21 protein-coding genes are annotated in these 24,819 nt (G+C 68.6%); 4 read left to right on the top strand and 17 right to left on the bottom strand.

Annotation, left to right across the window (positions count from 1 at the left end):
* Positions 1-100: 100 nt before the first annotated feature.
* The 13 genes from OG798_RS34030 to OG798_RS33970 all read right to left on the bottom strand — a co-directional run bounded on the left by OG798_RS34030 (position 101) and on the right by OG798_RS33970 (position 17,310).
* Positions 101-1,150: an ABC transporter ATP-binding protein gene (locus OG798_RS34030; protein WP_267062751.1), complete on the bottom strand. Its 1,050-nt coding sequence runs from the start codon at positions 1,148-1,150 to the stop codon at positions 101-103.
* A complete protein-coding gene (locus OG798_RS34025) occupies positions 1,143-2,141 on the bottom strand; it encodes an ABC transporter ATP-binding protein (RefSeq protein WP_328758183.1) in 999 nt (332 codons plus the stop codon). The genes OG798_RS34030 and OG798_RS34025 overlap by 8 nt, the downstream gene beginning before the upstream one ends.
* A gap of 5 nt (positions 2,142-2,146) precedes the next feature.
* Positions 2,147-3,133 carry an ABC transporter permease gene (locus OG798_RS34020; RefSeq protein WP_267062750.1) on the bottom strand — a complete coding sequence of 329 codons (987 nt, stop codon included), beginning with the start codon at positions 3,131-3,133 and terminating at the stop codon, positions 2,147-2,149.
* Positions 3,126-4,049 carry an ABC transporter permease gene (locus OG798_RS34015; protein WP_328758182.1) on the bottom strand — a complete coding sequence of 308 codons (924 nt, stop codon included), beginning with the start codon at positions 4,047-4,049 and terminating at the stop codon, positions 3,126-3,128. Before OG798_RS34015 ends, OG798_RS34020 begins: the two co-directional genes overlap by 8 nt.
* Positions 4,050-4,123: 74 nt before the next feature.
* Entirely contained in the window at positions 4,124-5,761 is a 1,638-nt protein-coding gene (locus OG798_RS34010) for a peptide ABC transporter substrate-binding protein (RefSeq protein ID WP_095852752.1), read from the bottom strand.
* Between the two features lie 88 nt (positions 5,762-5,849).
* Complete coding sequence (locus OG798_RS34005; RefSeq protein ID WP_328758180.1) at positions 5,850-6,242, bottom strand: VOC family protein; 393 nt, start codon at positions 6,240-6,242, stop codon at positions 5,850-5,852.
* A gap of 125 nt (positions 6,243-6,367) precedes the next feature.
* The gene (locus tag OG798_RS34000; RefSeq protein WP_328758179.1) at positions 6,368-7,513 is read right to left on the bottom strand and encodes an ABC transporter ATP-binding protein; all 1,146 of its coding nucleotides are present in this window, start codon (positions 7,511-7,513) and stop codon (positions 6,368-6,370) included.
* Positions 7,506-8,564: an ABC transporter ATP-binding protein gene (locus OG798_RS33995; RefSeq protein ID WP_067368417.1), complete on the bottom strand. Its 1,059-nt coding sequence runs from the start codon at positions 8,562-8,564 to the stop codon at positions 7,506-7,508. Before OG798_RS33995 ends, OG798_RS34000 begins: the two co-directional genes overlap by 8 nt.
* An 11-nt stretch (positions 8,565-8,575) precedes the next feature.
* Positions 8,576-9,526 carry an ABC transporter permease gene (locus OG798_RS33990; protein ID WP_095852755.1) on the bottom strand — a complete coding sequence of 317 codons (951 nt, stop codon included), beginning with the start codon at positions 9,524-9,526 and terminating at the stop codon, positions 8,576-8,578.
* On the bottom strand, positions 9,519-10,451 hold the full coding sequence (locus OG798_RS33985; RefSeq protein ID WP_067368412.1) for an ABC transporter permease: 933 nt from the start codon (positions 10,449-10,451) through the stop codon (positions 9,519-9,521). Before OG798_RS33985 ends, OG798_RS33990 begins: the two co-directional genes overlap by 8 nt.
* A 154-nt stretch (positions 10,452-10,605) precedes the next feature.
* On the bottom strand, positions 10,606-12,231 hold the full coding sequence (locus OG798_RS33980; protein ID WP_097224863.1) for a peptide ABC transporter substrate-binding protein: 1,626 nt from the start codon (positions 12,229-12,231) through the stop codon (positions 10,606-10,608).
* A gap of 722 nt (positions 12,232-12,953) precedes the next feature.
* Positions 12,954-14,861 (bottom strand): translational GTPase TypA, encoded by a 1,908-nt coding sequence (typA, locus tag OG798_RS33975; protein WP_121415097.1) that lies wholly within the window; start codon positions 14,859-14,861, stop codon positions 12,954-12,956.
* A 181-nt stretch (positions 14,862-15,042) separates the two neighbouring features.
* Positions 15,043-17,310: an ABC transporter family substrate-binding protein gene (locus OG798_RS33970; protein WP_097224864.1), complete on the bottom strand. Its 2,268-nt coding sequence runs from the start codon at positions 17,308-17,310 to the stop codon at positions 15,043-15,045.
* 708 nt (positions 17,311-18,018) lie between these two features.
* Between OG798_RS33970 and OG798_RS33965 the strand changes: the two genes are divergently transcribed.
* The 4 genes from OG798_RS33965 to OG798_RS33950 are packed head-to-tail and all read left to right on the top strand — an operon-like array spanning position 18,019 to position 21,884.
* Positions 18,019-18,309 (top strand): hypothetical protein, encoded by a 291-nt coding sequence (locus tag OG798_RS33965; RefSeq protein ID WP_054228251.1) that lies wholly within the window; start codon positions 18,019-18,021, stop codon positions 18,307-18,309.
* A 19-nt stretch (positions 18,310-18,328) separates the two neighbouring features.
* On the top strand, positions 18,329-19,150 hold the full coding sequence (locus OG798_RS33960) for a hypothetical protein (RefSeq protein ID WP_267062748.1): 822 nt from the start codon (positions 18,329-18,331) through the stop codon (positions 19,148-19,150).
* Positions 19,151-19,167: 17 nt separating this feature from the next.
* Positions 19,168-21,111, top strand: a complete 1,944-nt coding sequence (locus tag OG798_RS33955; protein ID WP_121415101.1) for a fumarate reductase/succinate dehydrogenase flavoprotein subunit — start codon at positions 19,168-19,170, stop codon at positions 21,109-21,111.
* Entirely contained in the window at positions 21,108-21,884 is a 777-nt protein-coding gene (locus OG798_RS33950; RefSeq protein WP_095852761.1) for a succinate dehydrogenase/fumarate reductase iron-sulfur subunit, read from the top strand. The genes OG798_RS33955 and OG798_RS33950 overlap by 4 nt, the downstream gene beginning before the upstream one ends.
* Positions 21,885-21,924: 40 nt before the next feature.
* Here the strand turns inward: OG798_RS33950 and OG798_RS33945 are convergent, their stop codons facing one another.
* The 4 genes from OG798_RS33945 to OG798_RS33930 are packed head-to-tail and all read right to left on the bottom strand — an operon-like array spanning position 21,925 to position 24,802.
* Positions 21,925-22,254: a hypothetical protein gene (locus OG798_RS33945; RefSeq protein ID WP_095852762.1), complete on the bottom strand. Its 330-nt coding sequence runs from the start codon at positions 22,252-22,254 to the stop codon at positions 21,925-21,927.
* Positions 22,251-22,562 (bottom strand): hypothetical protein, encoded by a 312-nt coding sequence (locus tag OG798_RS33940; RefSeq protein ID WP_095852763.1) that lies wholly within the window; start codon positions 22,560-22,562, stop codon positions 22,251-22,253. The genes OG798_RS33945 and OG798_RS33940 overlap by 4 nt, the downstream gene beginning before the upstream one ends.
* 45 nt (positions 22,563-22,607) lie before the next feature.
* Positions 22,608-23,606 carry a phosphotransferase family protein gene (locus OG798_RS33935; RefSeq protein ID WP_328758178.1) on the bottom strand — a complete coding sequence of 333 codons (999 nt, stop codon included), beginning with the start codon at positions 23,604-23,606 and terminating at the stop codon, positions 22,608-22,610.
* Positions 23,603-24,802 (bottom strand): hypothetical protein, encoded by a 1,200-nt coding sequence (locus OG798_RS33930; RefSeq protein WP_328758177.1) that lies wholly within the window; start codon positions 24,800-24,802, stop codon positions 23,603-23,605. The genes OG798_RS33935 and OG798_RS33930 overlap by 4 nt, the downstream gene beginning before the upstream one ends.
* Positions 24,803-24,819 lie beyond the last annotated feature (17 nt).

Genomic DNA, 24,819 nt, shown 5'->3' with positions numbered 1-24,819 from the left:
CCCGCACGGCCGTACGCTGATTACCTTGTCGCGTCCGTATATCGGTGCCGCTTCGGCCAAGTTGCCTGCGTGTTAACGAAGTTCGCCAGCATTTGCGGGGTTATGTCGCCCGCTCGGGCGGTTCCTCCGGCGGCACGACCCGCTTCTCCTCGGCGAAATGACAGGCCGAGTCGTGCGCGGCCGGGCCCTCCACGAAGCGGAACTCCATGGGCACCGCGAGCGGCGGCACCTCCAGCGCGCAGCGCTCCTGGGCCTTCCAGCAGCGGGTGCGGAAGCGGCAGCCGGAGGGGATGTTCGCCGGCGAGGGCACGTCTCCGGCGAGGATGATCCGCTCCCGGCGTTCGCGGGCGTCCGGGTCGGGGACGGGCACGGCGGACAGCAGGGCCTGGGTGTACGGGTGCGTCGGGTGGTCGTAGATCTCGGCGTCCCTGCCGGTCTCCACGATCCGTCCGAGGTACATCACACCGACCCGGTCGGAGATGTGCCGCACGATGGAGAGGTCGTGCGCGATGAAGACGTAGCTCAGGTCGAACTCGTCCTGGAGCCGCTCCATCAGGTTGATCACCTGCGCCTGCACCGAGACGTCGAGCGCCGAGACGGGCTCGTCGGCGACGATGATCTCGGGGCGCAGCGCCAACCCCCGTGCGATGCCGATGCGTTGGCGCTGGCCGCCGGAGAACTGGTGCGGGTAGCGGTTGATGTACTCGGGGTTGAGGCCGACCACGTCCAGCAGGTCCTGGACGCGCCTCCTGCGGTCGCCCTTGGGCGCGACCTCGGGGTGGATCTCGTAGGGCTCCCCGATGATGTCGCCGACGGTCATGCGCGGGTTGAGCGAGGTGTACGGGTCCTGGAAGACCATCTGGATGTTGCGGCGTACGGCCTTGAGCGCCTTGCCGGACAGTTTGGTGATGTCCTCGCCCTTGTACCTGATCGTCCCGTCCGTCGGTTTCTCCAGGTTGACCAGCATCCTGGCGACCGTCGACTTGCCGCAGCCGGACTCGCCGACGATGCCGAGGGTCTCGCCCGCGGCGAGTTCGAAGTCGACCCCGTCGACGGCCCTGACCGCGCCGATCCGCTTCTTGAAGAGGATCCCCCGCGTCAGCGGGTAGTGCTTGACCAGGCCGCTGACCTCCAGAATCGCCTCAGCCATCGAGGCACTCCCGCCAGAAGAAGCAGGCGCTGGTGCGGGCCCCGGCTTCCTGGTCCGCCTCTGCACGCTCCACCTCGAACAGCGGCGGCACCTCGGCGCGGCAGATGTCCTGGGCCATCGGACAGCGCGGGTTGAAGGCGCAGCCGGGTGGGATGTGCATCAGGTTGGGTGGCAGGCCCTTGATCGCGTAGAGCTCCTGGCCCTTCTGGTCGAGGCGCGGGATCGACTCCAGAAGGCCCTTGGTGTACGGGTGGGCGGGGGCCTTGTAGATGTCGTGGACCGGCGCGGACTCGACGATCCGGCCCGCGTACATGACGGCGATCCGGTCGGCGACGTCCGCGACGACGCCGAGGTCGTGGGTGATGAGGATGAGCCCCATGTCGAGCTCGCGCTGCAGCTCGGCGAGCAGGTCCATGACCTGCGCCTGGACGGTGACGTCGAGGGCGGTGGTCGGCTCGTCGGCGATGATCAGGGCGGGCTCCAGGGCCAGCGCCATGGCGATCATGATGCGCTGGCGCATACCGCCGGAGAACTGGTGCGGATAGTCGCGCACCCGGTCGGCGGCGGCCGGGATGCGCACCCGGTCCATCAGCTCGATCGCCTTGGCGCGGGCGTCCTTGCGGGACATCCCCCGGTGCACGGTGAACATCTCGCCGAGCTGGTCGCCGACGCTGAGCACGGGGTTGAGGGAGGACAGCGCGTCCTGGAAGATCATCGCCATCTCGGCGCCGCGGACCTTGCGCCGCTCGTCCTCCTTGAGCTTCAGCAGGTCCCGGCCCTGGAAGAGGATCTCGCCGCCGGTGATCCGCCCGGGCGGCATGTCGAGGATGCCCATCACGGCCTCCGCGGTGACGGACTTGCCGGAACCGGACTCGCCGAGGACGGCGAGCGTCTCGCCCTCGTCCACGCCGTAGTCGACCCCGTTGACGGCCTTGGCGACCCCGTCCCGGGTGCGGAACTCCACGTGCAGATCGCGCACTTCGAGCAGCACGGCCGTCACCTCAGCTTCGGGTCGAGGGCGTCGCGCACCGCGTCGCCGAGCATGATGAACGCGAGCACGGTGATCGCGAGGGCGCCGGCGGGCCACAGCAGCATGTGCGGGGCCGTGCGGATGTAGGCGGAGGCCGAGGAGATGTCGATGCCCCAGCTGACCGTGGGGGGCTTCAGGCCGACGCCGAGGTAGGAGAGCGTCGCCTCCAGCGCGATGTAGGTGCCGAGCGCGATGGTGGCGACGACGATGACCGGCGCGACGGCGTTGGGGGTGATGTGCCGGAGCATCAGGCGGGAGTTCGAGGCGCCGAGGGCGCGGGCGGCCTGGACGTAGTCGTTCTGCTTGATGGTGATGACGGAGCCGCGCGCGATGCGCGAGATCTGGGGCCAGCCGAGCAGCACCATGAACCCGATGACCGGCCAGATGGTGTTGCTGGTCACCACGGAGAGGAGGACCAGGCCGCCGAGCACGACGGGGATCGCGAAGAAGATGTCGGTGATCCGGGACAGGAACGAGTCGCCCACGCCGCCGAAGAACCCGGCGAGCCCGCCGAGCACCGAGCCGAGGATCGCGACGCCGAGAGTGGCGCAGACGCCGACGCTGATCGACACGCGGGTCCCGTACACCACCCGTGTGTAGACGTCGCAGCCCTGCCCGTCGAACCCGAAGGGATGTCCCGGCTGCGAGCCCTCCTGGGCCTTGGCGAGGTCGCACTTGAGGGGGTTCTGGGTGGCGATCAGCGAGGGCCACAGGGAGATGACGACCAGGAAGAGGATGAGGAGCCCGGAGACGATGAAGACGGGGTTGCGCCGCAGATCGTGCCAGGCGTCGGACCACAGGCTCCTGGGCTTCTCCTGAGGGCCCGTGCCCTCGGGGCCGCCGGGCGTCCCCTCCAGGGTGGCGCCCTCGCTCGTGGCGAGGTCCATGGCGCCGCCCGCGCCGGTCGCGGCGATGGCGCCCTCCCGCTGGTACGGCGGCGGCTGCTCAGGCATAGCGGATCCTCGGGTCGAGTACGGCGTAGAGGAGGTCGACGAGCAGGTTGGCGACCAGGAACACGAGGACGAGGACGGTCACGAAGCCGACCACGGTCTGGGTGTTCTGCCGCACGATCCCCTGGTAGAGCTGGTATCCGACGCCGTGGATGTTGAAGATCCGCTCGGTGACGATCGCGCCGCCCATGAGCGCGCCGATGTCCGTGCCGATGAAGGTGACCACGGGGATCAGCGAGTTGCGCAGCAGGTGCTTGGTGATCACCCGATGCCGGGGCAGGCCCTTGGCGACGGCCGTCCTGACGTAGTCGGACCGCTTGTTCTCGGCGATGGAGGTCCGGGTGAGCCGGGTGACGTAGGCGAGGGAGACGGAGGCGAGGACCAGTCCGGGCACGATCAGTTCGCCGAAGGTGGCGTCCGGGGAGACCGAGGGTCTGATCCAGCCCCACTCGACGCCGAAGAGCAGTTGCAAGAGCAATCCGGTGACGAAGGTCGGGATCGAGATGACGACGAGGGTGAGCAGCAGGACACCGGTGTCGACGGGCCGGCCGCGGCGCAGCCCGGTGACGACGCCCAGCAGGATGCCGATGACGATCTCGAAGAGGATCGCGACGATCGTCAACCGGATGGTGACGGGGAAGGCGTCGGCCATCAGCTCGGTGACCGGCTGCCCGGTGAAGGCGGTGCCGAAGTCGCCGGTGAAGACATTGCCCATGTACGTGAGGTATTGCTGCCACAGCGGCTTGTCGAGGCCGAACTCCTTGCGCAGCTGGGCGGCGGTGGCGGGGTCGCACTGCCGCTCGCCGCACAGGCCCGCGATGGGGTCGCCCATCACGTTCACCATCAGGAAGATCAAGAGCGTGGCGCCGATGAAGACCGGGATCATCTGGAGCAGACGCCGGATCACATACCGTCCCATGAGGGCTCCGGAGGTAGTACGGGGCCCACGCCCGGGTTCGCTTCAGCAACCCGGGCGTTCACCCCGTGGACGGCTCAGCTGACCTTGATCTCGTTGTAGACGGGCACGCTGAACTGGTTGAGCGCCACGTTGGAGATCCTGTCCGAGTAGCCCGCGCTGCCGTTCTGGTACCAGAGCGGGATGGCGGCCATGTTGTCCCGTACGACCCCTTCGGCCTGCTGGAAGAGCTGGATGGCCTTGGCCTTGTCGGTCTCGGCGTTCGCCTGGTCGACGAGCTTGTCGAAGTCCTTGTTGGACCACTTGCCGTCGTTGGAGGAGGCGTTCGTGTAGTACAGCGGCTGCAGGAAGTTCTGGATCAGCGGGTAGTCCATCTGCCAGCCGGCCCGGAACGGACCCGGCATCTTGTGCTGCCCGATCTGGTTGCGGAAGTCGGCGAAGGTGCCGATCGGGTTGCCGACGCAGGCCTTGTCGTTGCCCAGCGCGTTGTTGATGGAGTTGCAGACGGCGTCGATCCACTCCTTGTGGGAGCCGCTGTCCGCGTTGTACGAGATCTTGATCTGGCCGCCGGGCAGTCCGCCGCCGTCCTGGATCAGCTTCTTCGCCTGCGCGGGGTCGTACCGGCAGGAGGCGCCGCACAGTCCGTCCTGGAAGCCGCCGGCCGCGCCGAGCACCGGTGAGGTCCAGTCGGAGGCCGGGGTGCGGGTCTTCTGGAAGATCGTGCTGGTGATCTGGTCCCGGTTGATCGCCATGGACAGGCCCTTGCGGACGTTCTCCACACCGCTCTTGTCCCAGGCCTGGTCGTAGAAGGGGAAGGCGATGGTCTGGATGATGCCGGCCGGGGTGTTGATGTACCGGCCGCCGAGATCGCTCTTCACGTTCTTGAGCTGGGCGGCGGGCACGTCGTCGACGAGGTCGAGGTTGCCCGCCAGCAGGTCGGTGTAGGCGGTGTTGTTGTCGGTGTAGACCTTCAGGTCCACCCCGCCGTTCTGTGCCTTGTCCGTCCCCGGGTACGCGCCCCACTTCCGCAGGGACATCATCGATCCCTTGGTGTACGAGTCGACGGTGTAGGGGCCGTTGCCGATCGGCTTCTTCAGCCAGGCCGCGTGGTCGCTGAAGAACGCCTTGGGCAGCGGTGCGAAGGCCACGTAGCCGAGGGTGTCGGGGAAGGTCGAGAACTTCTGGTTGAGCTTGACGGTGAAGGTGTGGGCGCCGGTGACCTTCAGCCCCGACAGCGTGTCCGCGCTCTGCGTTCCCGTCTCGGGGTGAACCTTGTCGTAGCCCTCGATGTACCCGAAGAAGTACGCGTTCTTCTGGTTGTTCTTGAGACTGGCCCCGTAGTTCCAGGCGTCCACGAAGGACTGCGCGGTGACGGGCTCTCCATTGCTGAACGTCCAGCCGTCCTTGACGGTGATCGTGAAGTTCTGCGAGTCCGAGGTGTCGATCTTCTGCGCCAGCATGTTCTGGGCCGCGCCGGTCCTGGCGTCGTACCGCTTCAGACCCCGGAAGATCATGTCGAGGACCTTGCCGCCCTGCACCTCGTTGGTGTTGGACGGCTCCAGCGGGTTCTGCGGGTCCCCCCAGGAGGAACTGAGCACTCCGGACGCGCCGCCGCTGCCACCACCTCCGCCGCCTCCACCGCCGCCGCAGGCCGTCGCCACGAGGGCCACCGCCACCGCGCCCACGGCCCATGTGGCGTGCGTCGCTCCACGCATGGAGTGCCTCCCAGAGTGCGCTGCCGCCAGCGCCGCAGCGCTGTTCCATTACCGGCCAATATCAACCGGTAACGCGCATACCGCACATTCAGGCCACCCGTACGTGGACGACCAACTCCACCTCGAAGCCGTCCGCGTCCTCCAGATACGCGGCGCAGTGCTCCGGACCGCCCGCGTGCGGATAGCGGTCCGGGAAGAGGGGTGACCAGCCGTGCTGGGGCGCCTCGGCCACGAGCCGGTCGAGTTCGGTGCGGTCCGGCACGTGGAAGGCGAGGTGGTTCAGACCGGGGCGCAGACGGTCGTGGGAGTCCGCCGTCAGCGCGGGTGACTGCTCGACGACGAGATAGGTCTCGCCCCGGCGCCAACTGCGGCCGTACGGCCACTCCTGGTACGGCTCACAGCCCAGGCGCTCCAGCAGCCATCCCCAGGAGCGGACCGCGCGCTCCAGGTCCGGCACCCACAGTTCGACGTGATGCAGCATCTTCCCCCACCCGCCCCTCGCCCGATCTTCCCCCCACCCGTTCCCGCCCCACCCGAAAAAGCCGGTTCCCGGCACCGCGGTGGCGGTGCCGGGAACCGGCCTGTCGATCACGGGACGCGTGGCGCTCAGACCGCGTGCACGACGTTCTTCTCCTCGGCGAAGTGGCACGCCGACTCATGGGCCGCCGGCGAGTCCACGCCCATGAACACCTCGGGCACCGCGAGGATCGGGGTCTCCACGGAGCACTTGTCCTGGGCCTTCCAGCAGCGGGTGCGGAAGCTGCAGCCCGACGGCGGGTTGGCCGGGGACGGCACGTCACCGGTCAGGATGATCCGCTCGCGGTGCTCACGGGCCTCCGGGTCCGGCACCGGCACGGCCGACAGCAGCGCCTGGGTGTAGGGGTGCGTCGGGTGGTCGTAGATCTGCTCGTCGGTGCCGATCTCCGCCATCTTGCCGAGGTACATCACGCCGACCCGGTCCGAGATGTGCCGGACGATCGACAGGTCGTGCGCGATGAAGAGGTAGGACAGGTTGAACTCGTCCTGGAGCCGCTCCATCAGGTTGATGACCTGCGCCTGCACCGACACGTCGAGCGCCGACACCGGCTCGTCGCAGATGATGATCTCGGGGTTGAGCGCGAGACCACGGGCGATGCCGATGCGCTGACGCTGACCGCCCGAGAACTGGTGCGGGTAGCGGTTGATGTACTCGGGGTTGAGGCCGACCACGTCCAGCAGTTCCTGGACCTTGCGCCGCCGGTCGCCCTTCGGAGCCACCTCGGGGTGGATGTCGAAGGGCTCACCGATGATGTCGCCCACCGTCATACGGGGGTTGAGCGAGGTGTACGGGTCCTGGAAGACCATCTGGATGTTGCGGCGCACGGCCTTCAGGGCGCGCCCGGACAGCTTGGTGATGTCCTGGCCCTTGTAGAAGATCTCGCCCGCGGTGGCCCGCTCCAGGTTCATCAGGAGCTTGGCCACGGTGGACTTGCCACAGCCGGACTCGCCCACGATGCCCAGCGTCTCGCCCTGGTGCAGATCGAAGGAGACACCGTCGACGGCCTTCACCGCGCCGATCTGCCGCTTGAACAGGATGCCCTGGGTGAGCGGGAAGTGCTTCTTCAGATTGCGCACCTGAAGGATCGGCTCGCCACGGTCCACCGGCGCCTCGATCGCGGCGACCGCCTCCGTCTCGGAGTGGGCGTCGACGACCTCCACGTCGGAGACGTTCGGGGTGGCCTCCTGCTCGTCGTTCTTGCTGAGCTCAGCCATGGATCGTCTCCTTCCAGAAGTGGCAGGCCGAACCGCGGCCGACCAGCTCGGTGCCGTCCTGCTCGCTCACCGGGAGCAGCGCCGGCACGTCGGTGCGGCAGATGTCCTGGGCCTTGGGGCAGCGCGGGTTGAAGGCGCAGCCGGTCGGAATGCGCAGCAGGTTGGGCGGCAGCCCCTTGATCGCGTACAGCTCCTGGCCCTTCTGGTCCAGGCGCGGGATCGAGTCCAGCAGACCCCGCGTGTACGGGTGCGCGGGGCGCTTGTACAGCTCGTGGACCGGGGCGCGCTCCACGATCCGGCCCGCGTACATCACGGCGATCTTGTCCGCGACGTCGGCGACGACGCCGAGGTCGTGGGTGATCAGGATCAGGCCCATGTTGTACTCGCGCTGAAGGTCCGCGAGCAGGTCCATGACCTGGGCCTGGACCGTCACGTCGAGCGCCGTGGTGGGCTCGTCCGCGATGATCAGGTCCGGCTCCAGGGCCAGCGCCATCGCGATCATGATGCGCTGGCGCATACCGCCCGAGAACTGGTGGGGGTAGTCGTTCACGCGGGCCGCGGCGGCCGGGATCTTCACCCGGTCCATCAGCTCGATCGCCTTGGCCTTGGCCTCCTTCTTGGAGAGGCCCTGGTGCACCCGGAACATCTCGCCGAGCTGGTAGCCGACGGACAGGACCGGGTTGAGCGAGCTGAGCGCGTCCTGGAAGATCATGGCGATCTTCTGGCCGCGGATCTTGCGGCGCTCCTCGCCGGACATCTTGAGCATGTCCTGGCCGCGGAAGAGGATCTCGCCCTGCGGGATCCTCGCCGGCGGCATGTCGAGGATGCCCATGATCGCCTGCGCGGTCACGGACTTGCCGGAGCCGGACTCGCCGAGCACGGCGAGGGTCTCGCCCGCGCTGACGCTGTAGTTGACGCCGTTGACCGCCTTGGCCACTCCCTCGCGGGTGTGGAACTCGACGTGCAGGTCACGCACTTCGAGCAGCGGCCCGTCGTCGGCGCCGCCCTTACGCGGGGCGGGCACCGGGACTGAGTCTTCGATGATGGTCACGTACGCCTCCCTCAGCGCAGCTTCGGGTCGAGGGCGTTACGGACGGCCTCACCGAGCATGATGAACGCCAGCACCGTGATGCTGAGCATGATCGACGGGTACAGCATGATCCACTGCGCCACGCGGATCTGGTTGCCGCCGTCGGAGATGTCGTTGCCCCAGGACACGCCGTTGAGGCCGAGTCCGAGGAAGGACAGGGTCGCCTCGGCGGAGATGTAGACACCGAGTGAGATGGTGGAGACGACGATCACGGGGGCGAGGGTGTTCGGCAGGATGTGCCGGAACATGATCCGCGGGGTGCTCGCACCCAGGGCCTTGGCCGCGTGAACATAGTCGGCCTGCTTGGTGGTGATCACCGCGCCGCGCATCACGCGGGCGATCTGCGTCCAGCCGAAGGCGGCCAGCGCGCCGATGACGACCCAGGTCGTGCGGTCCGGGAAGGAGGTCAGCACGACCATGGTGGCGAGCAGGAACGGGATGCCGAAGAAGACGTCCGTCAGACGCGACAGGATCGAGTCGACGACGCCGCCGAAGTATCCGGCGATCATGCCCATCAGGCCGCCCACGACCGTCACCGCGAGGGTGGTGCCGAAGCCCACGGCCACGGAGGCCCGGGTGCCGTAGATGGTACGGGCGTAGACACTGCGGCCCTGCTGGTCGTAGCCCAGCCAGTCCGCGGAGAACACATGGCCCAGCTTCGGCTTCTGCAGGAAGTGCTTGGCCAGATCGCCCTTGATCGGGTCGGTGTCGGTGAACAGCCCCGGGAAGAAGGTGATGGTCAGCAGCAGCAGGATCAGCACCGCCGAGACACCGAAGATCCAGCTGTGCCGGAGGTCGTTCCAGGCATCGCCCCACAGGCTGCGGGACTTCTCCGGCTTGGCCGCGGGGGCCGCCACCGGGGTGGTGGCCGCACCGTCGGTCGCCACCGCCGTCTGGACGTCGGTCTTGGTCACGTCAGGCATAGCGAATCCTCGGGTCCAGGACCGCGTACAGCAGGTCGACGAGCAGGCTGGCGAGGAGGTAGACCAGCACCAGGATGGTCACCAGGCCGACGAGCGTGGTGCCTTCACGCCGCACGATGGACTGGTAGATCGTGCCGCCGATGCCCTGGATGTTGAACAGGCCCTCGGTGACGACGGCTCCGCCCATCAGCGCGCCGATGTCGGTGCCCAGGTAGGTGATCACGGGGATCAGCGAGTTGCGCATGAGGTGGACACCCACCACACGACGCCGCGGCAGGCCCTTGGCGATGGCCGTACGGATGTAGTCGGCGCGCAGGTTCTCGGCGACCGACGTACGGGTGAGCCGGGTCACATAGGCCAGCGAGGCGGTCGCGAGGACGAACGCCGGCATCAGCAACTCGTTGTAGTTCGTGGAGTCGTTCACGTTCGGCGGCAGCCAGTTGAGCTGGAAGGCGAAGACGACCTTCAGGATGAAGCCGAGAACGAACACCGGAACGGAGATCAGCAGCAGCGAGACCAGCAGGATCGCGTTGTCCGCGAACCGCCCGGCGCGCATACCCGCCCAGATGCCCAGGGCGATGCCCAGGACGACCTCGATGGCGAAGGACAGCGAGGCGAGGCGAAGGGTCACGGGGAACGCCTCGCTGAGGACGTCCGTGACAGGGCGGCCGCTCGCGATCTGCGTGCCGAAGTCGAAGTGAAGGATCATGTCCTTCATGTAGTGGTAGTACTGCACCAGGATCGGCTGGTCCAGGCCGTACTGATGTCTCAGTGAGGCGATGACGGCGGGGCTTCCGCCCTTGTCGCCGAACAGGCCTCGCACGGGGTCGCCGGGCAGGGCGTAGACCATGAGAAAGATCAGCAGGGTTGTCCCGATGAAGACCGGGATCATCTGGAGCAGTCGTCGTGCGACGTAGCGCCCCATCGTGCCTCCATGTAGTTACTACGACGACAGCCGACGGGCCCTTTCCTTGCGCACCCCTGAACGATGCGCATGGAAAGGGCCCCCCGGCCGCTGCCGTCCCCCCGGGTGCGGCGCACGAGGCGGCGCCGCACCCGGGATCACGGGCTGATTGCGGTTACTTCTTGACCTGAACGCCGGTCAGGATCGGGTCGCCGTCCTGGGCGTACTCGACGCCGGTGACCTTGTCCGAGTAGCCCGCGTTGACCTTGTAGTACCAGAGCGGAATGCTCGGCATGTAGTTGACGAGCTCCTTCTCGATGTCCTGGTACTTCTTCTCCGAGTCCGCGAGGGAGCTGGCGGAGTCGGCCGCGGCGATGTCGGCGTCGATCTTCTTGTTCGAGAACCCGCTCGTGTTGCCGTCCGACTTGGTGCCGAACAGGTCACGGATGAAGTTCGCGTTCATCGGGAAGTCGAGCACCCAGCCACTGCGGTACATGGACTTGACCGAGTGCGCGTCACGCGCGTCCAGGTCGGCCTGGAAGTCGGCCTTGGAGTCGCCGGAGCACTTGACACCGGTGGCGTTGGTGATCGAGTTGCAGACCGCCTCCACCCACTCCTTGTGACCGCCGTCAGCGTTGTACTGGATGGTCATGGCGTTGCCCGGGACGCCGCCGCCGTCCTTGATGAGCTGCTTCGCCTTGGTCGGGTTGTACGTGAAGACGTCACCGCCGACGTTCGGCTCGTAGCCGAGCACACCCTTCGCGACCCAGCCCGTGGCCGGCTCACGGGTGCCCTGGAGCACCGTCTTGGTGATGGTGGCGCGGTCGATCGCCATCGACAGGCCCTGCAGGACCTTCGGGTTGATGTCCTTCCACTGCTTGGTGTAGAAGGCCGGCGTGATCGTCTGGATCGCCGAGTACGCCTTGTCCACCGCGCGGCTGCCGAGGTCCGACTTGTAGACCGGCAGGTCCTTCGGGGCGACCTGACGCAGAACGTCGACGTTGCCCGACTTCAGGTCCTCGTAGGCCGTCTCCAGGTTGGTGTAGTTCTTGAAGAGCACACCACCGTTCTTGGCCTTGTCCGGACCCTGGTAGCCGTCGAACTTGGCGACCTCGATCTGCTTCTTGTGCGCCCAGCTGACGAACTTGTACGGGCCGTTGCCGATCGGGTGCTCACCCGCGGCCTTCGGGTCCTTGTAGAAGGACTCGGGCAGCGGCGAGAAGACCTCGTAGCCGAGCTTGTAGACGTAGTAGGGGATCGCCTTGGAAAGGGTGATCGTGAAGGTGCTGTCGTCGACGACCTTCAGACCGGACATCTCCGTGGCCTTCGGCTTGCCCTTCGCCGGGGCGACGTCGTCGTAGCCCGCGATGTCGGAGAACCAGAAGCTGTTGGTCTGCTTGTTCGCCGGGGCGGCGGCCCAGTTCCACGCCTTGACGTAGGACGTGGCGGTCACCGGGGTGCCGTCGTGGAACTTCCAGCCCGACTTCAGCTTGACCGTGTAGGTCTTGTTGTCCTTCGTGTCCACCGACTGCGCGTTCACGTAGACGATGTTGCCCTTGTCGTCGTAGCTCACGAGCTGCGAGAAGAGCGACTTGATGACAATGCTGCCGTTGGACTCCATGGTGTTGGCCGGCTGCAGCGGGTTCTGCGGCTCGCCCACCTCGACCGAGAACTTACCGGCCGGGTTGACGGCGGCCTTGCTGTCGCTGCCCTTGTCGCCGCCGCCACCACCACAGGCGGTCGCTCCCAGCGCCACAACCGCGGCTATCGCGACCCACTTGGCGCTCTTGGCACCGCGCATGGGTTCCTCCTCATGAGTCCATTGGTTCACCGCAAAAGGGAGCACTAGTCACACTGCCGACACTTGGGACGGAGAAAGTGCTGGTGCCCCCTGCGCTCGCAAGCCGACGCCACCTGAAGGCGTATGGCCCGTTGGTCCGAGCTCTACGCGCCTAACTATCTGCCATGGGCCAGAGCCCGACCACACTCACAAGGTCTCGGTTCGATCACACCTGACGCCTACTTCTTCCAAAATCCGGACAAAGGGTTTGCTGAAAGATCCCTGCGAAACGGACTTGTTACACATCTATCGGTCTCGACCGTCCGCATTGCGGACACGAGGAGCAAAAAAAGGGGTTGCGGCTATCGTGGCCGTCATGTGGGGGTGCCATTGGCGTGCCCACCCACCCCGGACCGGCGGAGGCAGCTGCCCCGTTTCGCGGTCAACGGGCTTCCATGACAAGGCCGTTCGCTGATCAAGCGGGTACGTCCCCGACGGTGTGATCACGGCGCCGAGACGCGCCGTGCGGCCGGGACCCACGTGAGTGCAGGGTAGTGGGATCCGGCCATTTTGGAGGGCTCCTCCTCCGTAATGAAGGGTTTTCCCTACCCTCTCCTCGCTCCGCGCCCTATCGCAGCCCCGTACCGCGGCGCAAGCCGCGCGTCACGCTCGGCGCGGCCCACCCAACGCAACGGGCACCCCGCGGATGCGAGGTGCCCGAAATCACTGCGGAACGGTCGAGATCAGCCGTGCTTGGCCCGGCTGGCGGTGCGACCGCGCTCCTTCTGGTCCAGGACGACCTTGCGGATGCGCACGGCCTCCGGGGTCACCTCGACGCACTCGTCGTCGCGGCAGAACTCCAGGGACTGCTCCAGGGAGAGCTTGCGCGGCGGGACGATCGCCTCGAACGAGTCCGCGGCGGCGGAGCGCATGTTGGTGAGCTTCTTCTCCTTGGTGATGTTCACGTCCATGTCGTCGGCGCGCGAGTTCTCGCCGACGATCATGCCCTCGTACACCTCGGTGCCGGGGTCGGTGAAGAGCACACCGCGCTCCTGGAGGTTCGTCATCGCGAACGCGGTGACGGCACCGGCGCGGTCGGCGACCAGCGAACCGTTGTTCCGGGTCGTCAGGGTGCCGAACCACGGCTCGTGGCCCTCGTGGATGGAGTGGGCGATGCCCGTGCCGCGCGTTCCGGTCAGGAACTCGGTCCGGAAGCCGATGAGGCCGCGGGAGGGCACGACGAACTCCAGGCGGACCCAGCCGGAGCCATGGTTCGACATGTTGTCCATACGGCCCTTGCGGACGCCCATGAGCTGCGTGACCGCGCCCATGTGCTCCTCGGGCACGTCGATCGTCATGCGCTCGACCGGCTCGTGCACCTTGCCGTCGATGATCTGGGTGACCACCTGGGGCTTGCCGATGGTCAGCTCGAAGCCCTCGCGGCGCATCTGCTCGACCAGGATGGCGAGCGCGAGCTCACCACGGCCCTGGACCTCCCAGGCGTCGGGACGCTCGGTGTCGAGCACGCGGAGCGAGACGTTACCGATCAGCTCGCGGTCGAGACGGTCCTTGACCTGGCGGGCGGTGACCTTGCGGTCCTTGACCGCGGCCTTCGCGGCGGCGCCCTTGCCGGTGCCGCCGCGGCCGACCAGCGGCGAGGTGTTCGTGCCGATGGTCATCGAGATGGCCGGCTCGTCGACCGTGATCAGCGGCAGCGCGATCGGGTTCTCGGGGTCGGCAAGCGTCTCGCCGATCATGATGTCCGGGATACCGGCGACCGCGCAGATGTCACCCGGGCCCGCCTTCTCGGCCGGCTTACGGGTGAGCGCCTCGGTCATCAGCAGCTCGGTGATGCGGACGTTGGACATCGTGCCGTCGCGCTTGATCCACGTGACGGTCTGGCCCTTGCGCAGCTCGCCCTGCTCGACGCGGAGCAGCGCGATACGGCCGAGGAAGTTGTCGGCGTCCAGGTTGGTGACGTGCGCCTGGAGCGGGGCGGACTCGTCGTAGGACGGGGCCGGGACGGACTGCAGGATCGTGGTGAAGAACGGCTCCAGGCTGTCGCTGTCCTGCGGGACCGTGCCGTTCTCCGGCTTGGTCAGTGAGGCGACGCCGTCACGCGCACACGCGTAGACGATGGGGAACTCGATCTGCTCCTCGTCCGCGTCCAGGTCCAGGAAGAGGTCGTAGGTCTCGTTGACGACCTCGTCGATCCGGGAGTCCGGGCGGTCGGTCTTGTTGATGCACAGGATGACCGGCAGACGCTGCTGGAGCGCCTTGCGCAGCACGAAGCGGGTCTGCGGCAGCGGGCCCTCGGAGGCGTCGACGAGGAGGACGACCGCGTCCACCATCGACAGACCGCGCTCGACCTCGCCACCGAAGTCGGCGTGGCCCGGGGTGTCGATGATGTTGATGGTGATGACCTCACCACCATCCTTGGGGTGGTACTTCACGGCCGTGTTCTTGGCCAGGATCGTGATGCCCTTCTCACGCTCCAGGTCGTTCGAGTCCATCATGCGGTCGTCAAGCGACTCGGCGGCGTGCGCGGCGAAGGCACCGGCCTGCTTGAGCATGGCATCGACCAGGGTGGTCTTGCCATGGTCGACGTGGGCGACGATGGCGACGTTGCGGATGTCGTGGCGCGTGGCCATATTGAGGCGCTTCTCCCGGAGTGAGTGGACGGCCTGCGCGTACGTCAGTGCTACGCGGACCCTGCCGGGCTGGACACGCCACGGCCTTACCCCATGGTACGTGGCCTTGACGGGCACGGCCTCCGCGGGCCAGTCCGCGGAGGCCGTGGGCGACGCTGATCGCCCTTCCTGCTTGCCCTTCCTACCTGTCCTTCTCGGTTGCCGTTCCCCCCTGCACGCCCTTCTTCAGGAAGCCCATGTCCTCGTAGAGGGGGGTCTGGAACCCGAAGGCGCCGGCGTTGGCGAGGTTCAGGCGGGTGGCCATGAGCTGGGGGCGCTGATAGAGGGGAATCGATCCGGCGGCGGCCCAGATCCGGGCGTCGGCCTTGCGGACCAGGGAACGCGACTCGTCCTCGTCCAGCGTCGCGATGGCCTGGTCGAAGAGCTGGTCGACCTGGTCGGTGCCGACCCGGGTGTAGTTCTGCTCGACGGCGAGGGAGCCGTCGGCTGCCGGGACCGGCTTCGCGTAGATCGGGCGGGCGTCTGTGGCGGGGAAGGCGGAGGCGGGCCAGGAGTACAGCGCCAGGTCGTACTGGCCCGAGGCGATGTGGTCCTTGAAATAGCTGGCGTCCGGCACCCTGGACGTCTCGGTACGGATGCCGATGCGCTCCAGCATCCGGGAGATCTGGTCGGCGACCGTGCGCAGCGAGTCCGAACCGGGACCCGAGGGCAGGACGAAGCGCAGTGTCAGCGCCTTGCCGTCCTTGGCGAGCGCGCCGGCCGCGGCGCCCGCCGGGGCGGCCGTGCCCTTGGGCGCGTAGGCGCCGGGCGCCCCGCCCTGCCGGTTGTCCTTGGGGGCGTACTGCCTGCCGTCGAGATGCTTGCCGGCCTCGCCGTCCGCGTGCTGCTTCTCGTTCTTCCCGTGCTTCTCGTCCTTCGGTTCCTTCTTGTCCCGGTCGGCCTCGCCGTTCTTGTCGTCCTCGCCGACGATGAACGTTCCGTCGTCCGGGTTGGCGTCGGAGTCCGCCTTCTTGCCCTCGGGTCCGGCCGCCTTGTCCTTGTCCTTCTTCTGCTGCTGTTGCTGCTGCTCGTTCACCGGTCCCCCGGGCACCCATCCGGCATCCGCCAGCAGCGCCTGCGCCTCCTTGGTGTCCTGACCTCCGAGCGCGCCGCTGTTGTCGGCGTAGTCCGGCTGGCCGGAGAGCGCGAGGTGGCTGCCGACCGGGACGGCAGGCAGGCCCAGCGGGCCCAGGACGGCCTGGGCGAGTTCGTCGCGGTTGATCGCGCGGGCGACGGCGCGGCGGACTCGCTCGTCGGCGAGCGGGCCCTCGGAGCCGTTCAGGGCCAGCTGGGTGTAGGCGGGCTCGAGGGACTTGCGGACCACGAAGTCGCTCAGGGACGTCTGCTGACGGGCGTACGTCGCGATCGCCGTGCGCTGCTGCTTGCGGGCCTTGATCTCGTCGGACGCGGCTCTCGCGTCGGAGCCGTGCGCGACCGCCCAGGAACGCAGCGCCTTCGCGGGCGTGAGCGCGGAGCCCGCACCCTGCAGCGGGGCGGTCCCCGATCCCTGCTGCGGGGCGGGCCCCTTGTCGCGGGCGGCGAGCGTGATCCGGCCGGCCTCTTCGGGGTCGATCTCGGCCAGGTCGACCTTGTCGGCGGCGAGCGCCTCGGCCCGCTTGTCGCGCGGGACGGCGATCAGCGCGATCTCGGAGAGCTTGGCGGGGCGGCCCCACCAGCGCGGGTTGCGGGTGAGGAGGACCTCGCCGCTCTTGTGGTCGATCTTCTGGAGGGTGAACGGGCCCGCGGTGGCCTGGAGCTTGGTGCGCGCCCCGTCGTTGAAGGCGTCGGCGGTGCCCATCACGTCCTTGGGGTACAGCGGTGAGAAGAGCGACTTCCAGTCGGCGTAGGGACGACTGAAGGTGACGCGGACCTCCAGGTTGCTCTTGCCTCGCTCGATCTTCTCGATGCGGTCGTAGCCGGCGTTGCGGGCCGTCCAGTACGCGCTGTCCTTGCCGGACAGGGCGCGCCACTGGGCGGCGAAGTCGGCGGCGCCGATCTCGCGGCCGTCGCTCCAGACAGCCTGCTGGTTGAGCTTGTAGAGCACGACCTGCTGAGGCTCGGTCTCGACGATCTTGGCCGATTCGAGGTAGGCGGGGTTGAGCTGGGGGGTGCCGTTGGAGTCGAGGCGGTACAGGGCGGGCAGTACGGCGCCGGCGATCCGGGAGGTGCCGGCGTCGGCGTCCGCCTGGAAGGTGTTGAGGGTCTGCGGTACGGCGTCCACCGCCCAGCGCAGGGTGCCGCCGTCCGCGATCCGGTCGCGGGTCGCGGGTGCGATGTCCTGCGCGGCGAGGGGCTTGGCGACCTCCTCGTCGGCGCTGCACGCGGCGAGGGCGGGTACCGCGAGTGCGCCCGCGGTGAGGAACGCGACCGAGCGCATCACCGCGCGCAGTCCGACTCCGTCGTGGGACATCACTGCAACCTCCGGTGGGGAGAACGGGGCCGGATCTGATCACTTCTGGCGGAATATGCGGTTGATCAGATGTATGTGCCCACTGAACGGGAGGGGGAGCGTGGGGGTGCGGCGACACGACGTGAAGCGCCCGAAACCCCACCCATCCGGCCCAAGCTCCCTCGCCCCCAGACCCCCGCATCGGCCTGAACGGCCTCGTCCTCAAACGCCGGACAGGCTGAAGATGCGGGCCGGGGTGAGTGGGGACACCCTCGACCACCGACCAGGCCAAGCCTTTAGGGGCGCGAGGAACCGCGCGACCAGCCCCCCACCGACCGCCAGCCGAAGAACTTCGGACAAGGCAGGAATGTGGGGCGCAGCCCCACCCCTGGGGGCGCGGGGAACTGCGCGATCGGCCCCCACCGGCCCGCAGCCGAAGAACACGGCGGCCGGGGTACGGGGCGCAGCCCCGACCCCGCAGGGGCGCGGGGAACTGCGCGACCAGCCCCCACCCACCCGCAGCCGAGCAGGGATCCGCGGCGCAGCCCCGTCGCAGGGCTCGGATTCACTCACGTGTCGATGCAAATCGGCCCCGGGGGGCGCATTCCGGTGGGCGTGAGCCGTCAATCCGTGCAGATCCCTTCCCACGGCTCGGTGTGACGCGCAACACTCGCAGGCGCATGAACGTTGCCGCCTTGGACCGCAGGGTCCTGGAAGTGAGGGCAAGTCATGTCCGTACACGACGACTTGACGTCAGTTCAGCGATGCATCGACGACCTCGTGAGGTCGGTGGGACGCCTGGAGCAGCAGATCGGCGGAGGCGGCCTGGAGATGCGCCGCGTCCGCGCCGACGCGGACCACCTGCGCGAGAGCGTCGCCCTGCTGCGCGAGTCCGCCCCCGGCCTCTCCCCGCCCCGGCGCCCCGATCTCGTCCCGATCCCCGACACCCCGTACGACAGCTCCTTGTGGACGGACTCGGACGACGAGGGACTCGGCGCCCACGACCGCCACGCCCCGTGAGCGCCCCGGAGGCGAAAAGTTGAGCACTGGCACTGAACCCCATCCGACCCCCGGCGGCGTACACACCGGAACGCGCGCCGCGATCACCGCCCCGCATCTGCGCACCGACCGCTGGTGGCTGGCGCCCGCCGTCACCGCCGCCGGGCTGCTGGCCTTCGTCGTGTACTCGACCTGGCGCGCGTTCGCGGACACGAACTACTACGCGGCGCCGTACGTCTCGCCGTTCTACTCGCCCTGTCTGGCCGAGCGGTGCCGGACGATGCACGCGGGCCCCAACGCGGACCTCTTCGGGAGCTGGTGGGGCATCTCCCCCGCCATCATCATCCTGATCTTCCCGCTCGGTTTCCGGCTGACCTGCTACTACTACCGCAAGGCCTACTACCGCGGCTTCTGGGCGTCGCCACCGGCCTGCGCGGTCGCCGAGCCGCACAAGAAGTACACCGGCGAGACCCGCTTCCCGCTCATCCTGCAGAACGTCCACCGGTACTTCTTCTACGCCGCGATCGTGGTCGCCGGGATCCTGACCTACGACACCGTGCTGTCCTTCCGCGACGAGCACTACCGCTGGGGCCACATGGGCCTGGGCACCCTGGTCTTCCTGCTCAACATCACGCTGATCTGGGCGTACACCCTGTCCTGCCACTCCTGCCGGCACATCGTCGGCGGCAAGCTCAAGCACTTCTCCAAGCATCCCGTGCGCTACCGGATGTGGCAGTGGGTCGGGAAGCTGAACGCCCGCCACATGCTGCTCGCCTGGGCGTCGCTGATCAGCGTGGCGCTCGCCGACTTCTACGTGTACCTCGTCGCGTCCGGCGCCTTCGACGATCCGCGCTTCTTCTAGCTGAGTGGGGCCCTCTGATGTCCGTGGTTGACAGGCAGGAGTGGGACGTTGTCGTGGTCGGCGCCGGTGGCGCCGGACTGCGCGCCGCCATCGAGGCGCGCGAGCGTGGCGCCCGTACGGCCGTGATCTGCAAGTCGCTGTTCGGCAAGGCCCACACGGTGATGGCCGAGGGCGGCATCGCGGCCGCGATGGGCAACGTCAACTCCGGCGACAACTGGCAGGTCCACTTCCGCGACACCATGCGGGGCGGGAAGTTCCTGAACCAGTGGCGGATGGCCGAGCTGCATGCCAAGGAAGCCCCGGACCGGGTGTGGGAGCTGGAGACCTGGGGCGCCCTGTTCGACCGTACGAAGGACGGGCGGATCTCCCAGCGCAACTTCGGCGGTCACGAGTATCCGCGGCTCGCGCACGTCGGCGACCGGACCGGGCTCGAACTCATCCGGACCCTCCAGCAGAAGATCGTGTCGCTCCAGCAGGAGGACATGAAGGAGACGGGCGAGTACGAGAGCCGGCTGAAGGTGTACCAGGAGTGCACCGTCACGCGTGTGCTGAAGGACGGCAACCGCGTCTCCGGCGCGTTCTGCTACGAGCGCGAGTCCGGCCGCTTCTTCGTGCTCGAAGCGCCCTCCGTCGTCATCGCCACCGGCGGTATCGGCAAGTCGTTCAAGGTGACGTCGAACTCGTGGGAGTACACGGGCGACGGGCACGCCCTCGCGCTGCTCGCCGGGGCGCCACTGCTCAACATGGAGTTCGTGCAGTTCCATCCGACGGGCATGGTCTGGCCGCCGTCGGTGAAGGGGATCCTGGTCACCGAGTCGGTGCGCGGGGACGGCGGGGTGCTCAGGAACTCCGACGGCAAGCGGTTCATGTTCGACTACATCCCGGACGTCTTCAAGGAGAAGTACGCGCAGTCCGAGGAGGAGGGCGACCGCTGGTACGAGGACCCGGACCACAACCGGCGTCCCCCGGAGCTGCTGCCCCGCGACGAGGTCGCCCGCGCCATCAACTCCGAGGTGAAGGCGGGTCGCGGGTCGCCGCACGGCGGGGTCTTCCTCGATGTGTCGACCCGTATGCCCGCCGAGGTGATCCGGCGCCGGCTTCCCTCCATGTACCACCAGTTCAAGGAGCTCGCGGACGTCGACATCACGGCGGAGGCGATGGAGGTCGGGCCCACCTGTCACTACGTGATGGGCGGCATCGCGGTCGAATCGGACTCGGCGGCCGCGCGCGGCGTACCGGGGCTGTTCGCCGCCGGTGAGGTCGCGGGCGGCATGCACGGTTCCAACCGGCTCGGCGGCAACTCCCTCTCCGACCTGCTGGTCTTCGGGCGGCGGGCGGGACTGCACGCCGCCGGGTACGCCGCCGACCTGGCCGGGGACCGCCCGCCCGTGGACGACATCCAGATCGACACGGCGGCGGCCGAGGCCCTGCGGCCCTTCTCGGCCGAGGGTCCGGAGCCCGGTGCGGAGAGCGGACGCCCGCCCGAGAACCCGTACACCCTCCACCAGGAACTCCAGCAGACCATGAACGACCTGGTCGGCATCATCCGCCGCGAGGCCGAGATGGAACAGGCCCTGGAGAAACTCGCGGAGCTGCGGGTACGGGCACGGCGGGCCGGAGTCGAGGGCCACCGGCAGTTCAACCCCGGCTGGCACCTCGCCCTCGACCTGCGCAACATGCTCCTGGTCAGCGAGTGCGTGGCCCGAGCCGCCCTGGAGCGCACGGAGTCACGCGGCGGCCACACCCGCGAGGACCATCCGACGATGGAGCGGACCTGGCGTCGCCTCAACCTGCTGTGCCAACTCACCGATCCCACGGGCGGGTTGGCGGCCACCGACCCGGTGCACGGCCAGATCGACCTCAGCCGCGAGACCACCGAACCCATTCGTCCCGACCTGCTCGCCCTCTTCGAGAAGGAGGAGCTGGTCAAGTACCTCGCCGAAGAGGAGCTCTACGAGTGAGCAGCTACGAGGCCCGCTTCAAGGTGTGGCGCGGGGATGTGAAGGGCGGCGGCCTGAAGGACTTCGCGGTCGAGGTCAACGACGGTGAGGTGGTGCTGGACATCATCCACCGGCTCCAGGCGACCCAGGCCCCGGACCTGGCCGTCCGCTGGAACTGCAAGGCGGGCAAGTGCGGTTCGTGCTCGGCGGAGATCAACGGGCGACCCCGGCTGATGTGCATGACGCGCATGTCGGTGTTCACGCGGGAGGAGACGATCACCGTCACACCGCTGCGCGCCTTCCCGGTCGTACGGGATCTCGTCACGGACGTCGGCTTCAACTACGCGAAGGCGCGGCAGGTCCCCGCCTTCGTCCCCCCGGCCGGTCTCGGCCCCGGCGAGTACCGCATGCAGCAGGAGGACGTGGACCGCTCGCAGGAGTTCCGCAAGTGCATCGAGTGCTTCCTGTGCCAGGACACCTGCCATGTCGTGCGCGACCACGAGGAGAACAAACCGGCGTTCGCGGGCCCGCGCTTCCTGATGCGCGTCGCCGAACTGGACATGCACCCGCTGGACGCGGCCGCCGACACCGGCCTGGACCGCAAGCGCACCGCCCAGGACGAGCACGGCCTCGGCTACTGCAACATCACCAAGTGCTGCACGGAGGTCTGCCCCGAGGGCATCAAGATCACGGACAACGCCCTGATCCCCTTGAAGGAACGGGCGGTCGACCGCAAGTACGACCCGCTGGTGTGGCTGGGTTCGAAGATCAGGAGGCGGGACTCGTCTTCATAGGGCCCTTAGGGCCCTTAGGACCCTTAGGACCCTTAGGACCCTAGGGAGTCGAAGGAGCGGTGGGGCCGCGGCGGCGGTCCCGGGTCGCCCGGTGCATCAGGGCGGCCCCGGTGATCAGGCCCGCGCCGCTCACGAGGGCGCCCGCGAACTGGAGGAAGCCGGGGCCCGAGAAGGCCAGGTTCAACGACTGGAGCGCGACGGCCGCCGTCACCAGCAGCGCGCCCCGGCCCCACAGGCGGCGCCGGACGACGGGACGGCGCTCCCACCCCGGCACCCGGCCGCCGCGCACGGCGACGATCCCGACGGCCGCCGCGAGTCCGAGCACCACGCCCTCGCCGAGGCCCGCCGCGAAGAGCCAGGGCGCTGTCATCGGCGTTCGGGGATGCCGGGGCGACCGGGACGCCGCGAGAGCGTCTGCAGCCAGAGCCCCGCGAAGAACATGGCCATACCGGTCATCGCGAAGGGCGCCATGCTGAGGTCGGGGCCTCGGAACGGCCCGATGAACATGTACAGGGACATGCCGACGGCCCCCACCACCACGCCGTACCCCCACAGCTTCGGCCGGAGGACACGTACGCGCATCCAGCGCGGCACCCAGCCCGTGACGATCCCGGCGATCCCCATCAGCGCCGTGCCGGTCATCGCCAGCGCGGCGAAGCCCACCAGATACAGGTGCACCGTCTCTCCCTCCCCCACAGCGCGCCGACCAGGCGTGCCCCCAGATCATGGCACGGGGTGCTCCAGCAGCGTGAGGGTCTGCCCGACGCTGTGTTCCGCGATCGCCCGCATGAACTCCGGATCCGGGAAGTCGCCGTCGAGGAGCCGGAGCGGGCCCGCGACCAGCGAGAGGTGCATGGCCAGGCGGTAGAGGCGCAGCCGGTCCTCGTCGAGACCCTCGGCACGCAGAGCTGCGTAGTCGTCGTGGAAGCGCTGGCGCAGGAAGACGTGCTCCCACTCGGCGTCGAAGTAGAGCAGGCCCTCGATGTCGATGAGGGCGGGGTGGCCGTACTCGTCCACGAGGACGTGGTCCGGGCCGAGTTCGCCGTGGACCAGGCCGACGCGGCTGCGCGGTCGGACCGTCTCGGCGAGGGCGTGCAGACGGTCGTACAGAGCCTCGCGTACGGCGGCGAGCCGAGAGTCGCGTGCGGCGGCCTCCGCCAGGTCGGCCAGGGCCCGTTCGAGGACGACCTGTTCGCACGAACCGCCGTGCGCGCTGCCGCCGTTGTCGACGACGGCGACCTTGCCGTGGCGGGGTGCGGGGTGGGCGTGCAGGGTGCGCAGGGCCTCGGCCAGTTCCCGCAGGGGCCCTTCGGCGGCCTCGGGGTCACGGTGCAGCAGGTCCTCGAGACTACCGCCGCGCACGTCCTCCACCACGGCCACGTCCGAGGGCAGATGCGTGTGGCTGCGGTCGGCGAACAGCAGGCGGGGCGTGCGGATGCCGAGGGCGGTGAGCCTGTCGTACGCGGCGGTGAAGAGGTCGAGCCCGGAGGCGTGCGAGAAGGAGTCGCGGGGGTCGGCCGGGGCCGCGTCCCAGTAGTCCTCGGCCGGGTCCCAGACGTAGGCGATCGCGGTGGAGCCGTCGTCGAGGAAGAGCCGGTAGACACCCTTCTTGCTGCCGCCGCGCAGCCGGGCGACCGCGGTGAGCGTCCGGGCCGGGCCGAAAGCGGCACGGGCGAGGGGCGCGAGCTCGTCCCTCGTGAGCGGCCTGCGCGGGGCGGTCATCGGACCCAGCCTTCCTCGTACGCCGTCCAGTCCTTCTCCCGGGCGGCGAAGTCCACGTACAGGGCGACGCCGAAGTGTTCCCGGGTGCGGTCGGTGCGGGAGAGGCCGAGGCGGGTGCCGCGGACGGCCGCCGCGACCGTCTCGGCGGAGCCGTGGTGGTCCATGTTGTCCTCGTAATAAAAGGGCAGGCCCATCAGCAGGTCGGTCGACTTCGGGGTGACTTCGAGGGCGAGGGAGGTCTGCTCGGCGACGTAGCCCCCGTACAGGCTCTCCAGCGGAAGCGCCGTGTCGTACGACATCACGGCGATCTGGTCGACCCGGCGGGCGACCTGTCCGAAGAACGACTGGGACCACCACTTGGGGTGCGCGGTGAAGGCGCCGACGACGGAGTGGAGGTTCGGGAGCGGGTCGATCTGGTGGGCGGCGACGGAGAGCTGGGCGTCGTGGGCGCGGGTGACGCGGCGCAGATCGTCGAGCAGGGAAAGGTAATTCGAGTCGTCGGAGTGCAGGGGCTCCAGGTCGAAGTGGGCGCCCTCGAAACCGGCGTCGAGGATCTGCCCGGCGGAGCGGACGACGGCGGCCCGGGTGGCCGCCCGTTCCAGGCGCATCCCGACCTCCCCCTCGGTGGCGAGCACGTCGCCGAGCCAGGCCTGGACACGGACACCGGGCAGTTCGCGGTGCACGGCCTCGACCAGCCAACGCGCCTTCGGGTACGCCGACTCGGGCAGGGTCCCGTCGTGCTCCAGCGGTCCCGCGTGCACATACAGATCCCGGATCCCCGTCGCCCGCAGCCGCTTCGCGAGCGCCTTGACGTCCGCGTCCTTCTTCCGGCCGTCCACCCAGGCGTGGCCCATCCAGAGGGCGTCACGGTTCCTGGTCTGGGTACCGGGGGCCGGGTCTCCGGCGTAGTTGACCCGCAGGGCGGTGCCCGCGGCGAGAAGGGAGAGGACCGACACCAGAACGAGCGCGAGTACGACCCGTTTGGGCCAGCGGAGGCGGGGGTGCCGCCAGCCCCTGCCCACCGTTCGAAGCCAGGCGGGGACCCGGCTCGGGGAGGTACGGCCCTCGTCGTCCTCCGGCCCGCGCTCTCCCCCGCCCGCTCCTCTGTCCGTCCCCGCCCCGGCCGATGCCGCCGGCGTCTCCGCCACCGGCTCCGCCTCCGTGTCCACCTCGGTCCCCGTGCGCTGCTCGTCCATCCCCCGTGCCCCCTCCG

It is taken from the genome of Streptomyces sp. NBC_00271, from assembly GCF_036178845.1.
Taxonomy (GTDB): Bacteria; Actinomycetota; Actinomycetes; order Streptomycetales; family Streptomycetaceae; genus Streptomyces.
The sequence above is the reverse complement of the archived record's forward strand: the minus strand, read 5'-3'. Positions and strand labels throughout refer to the sequence as shown.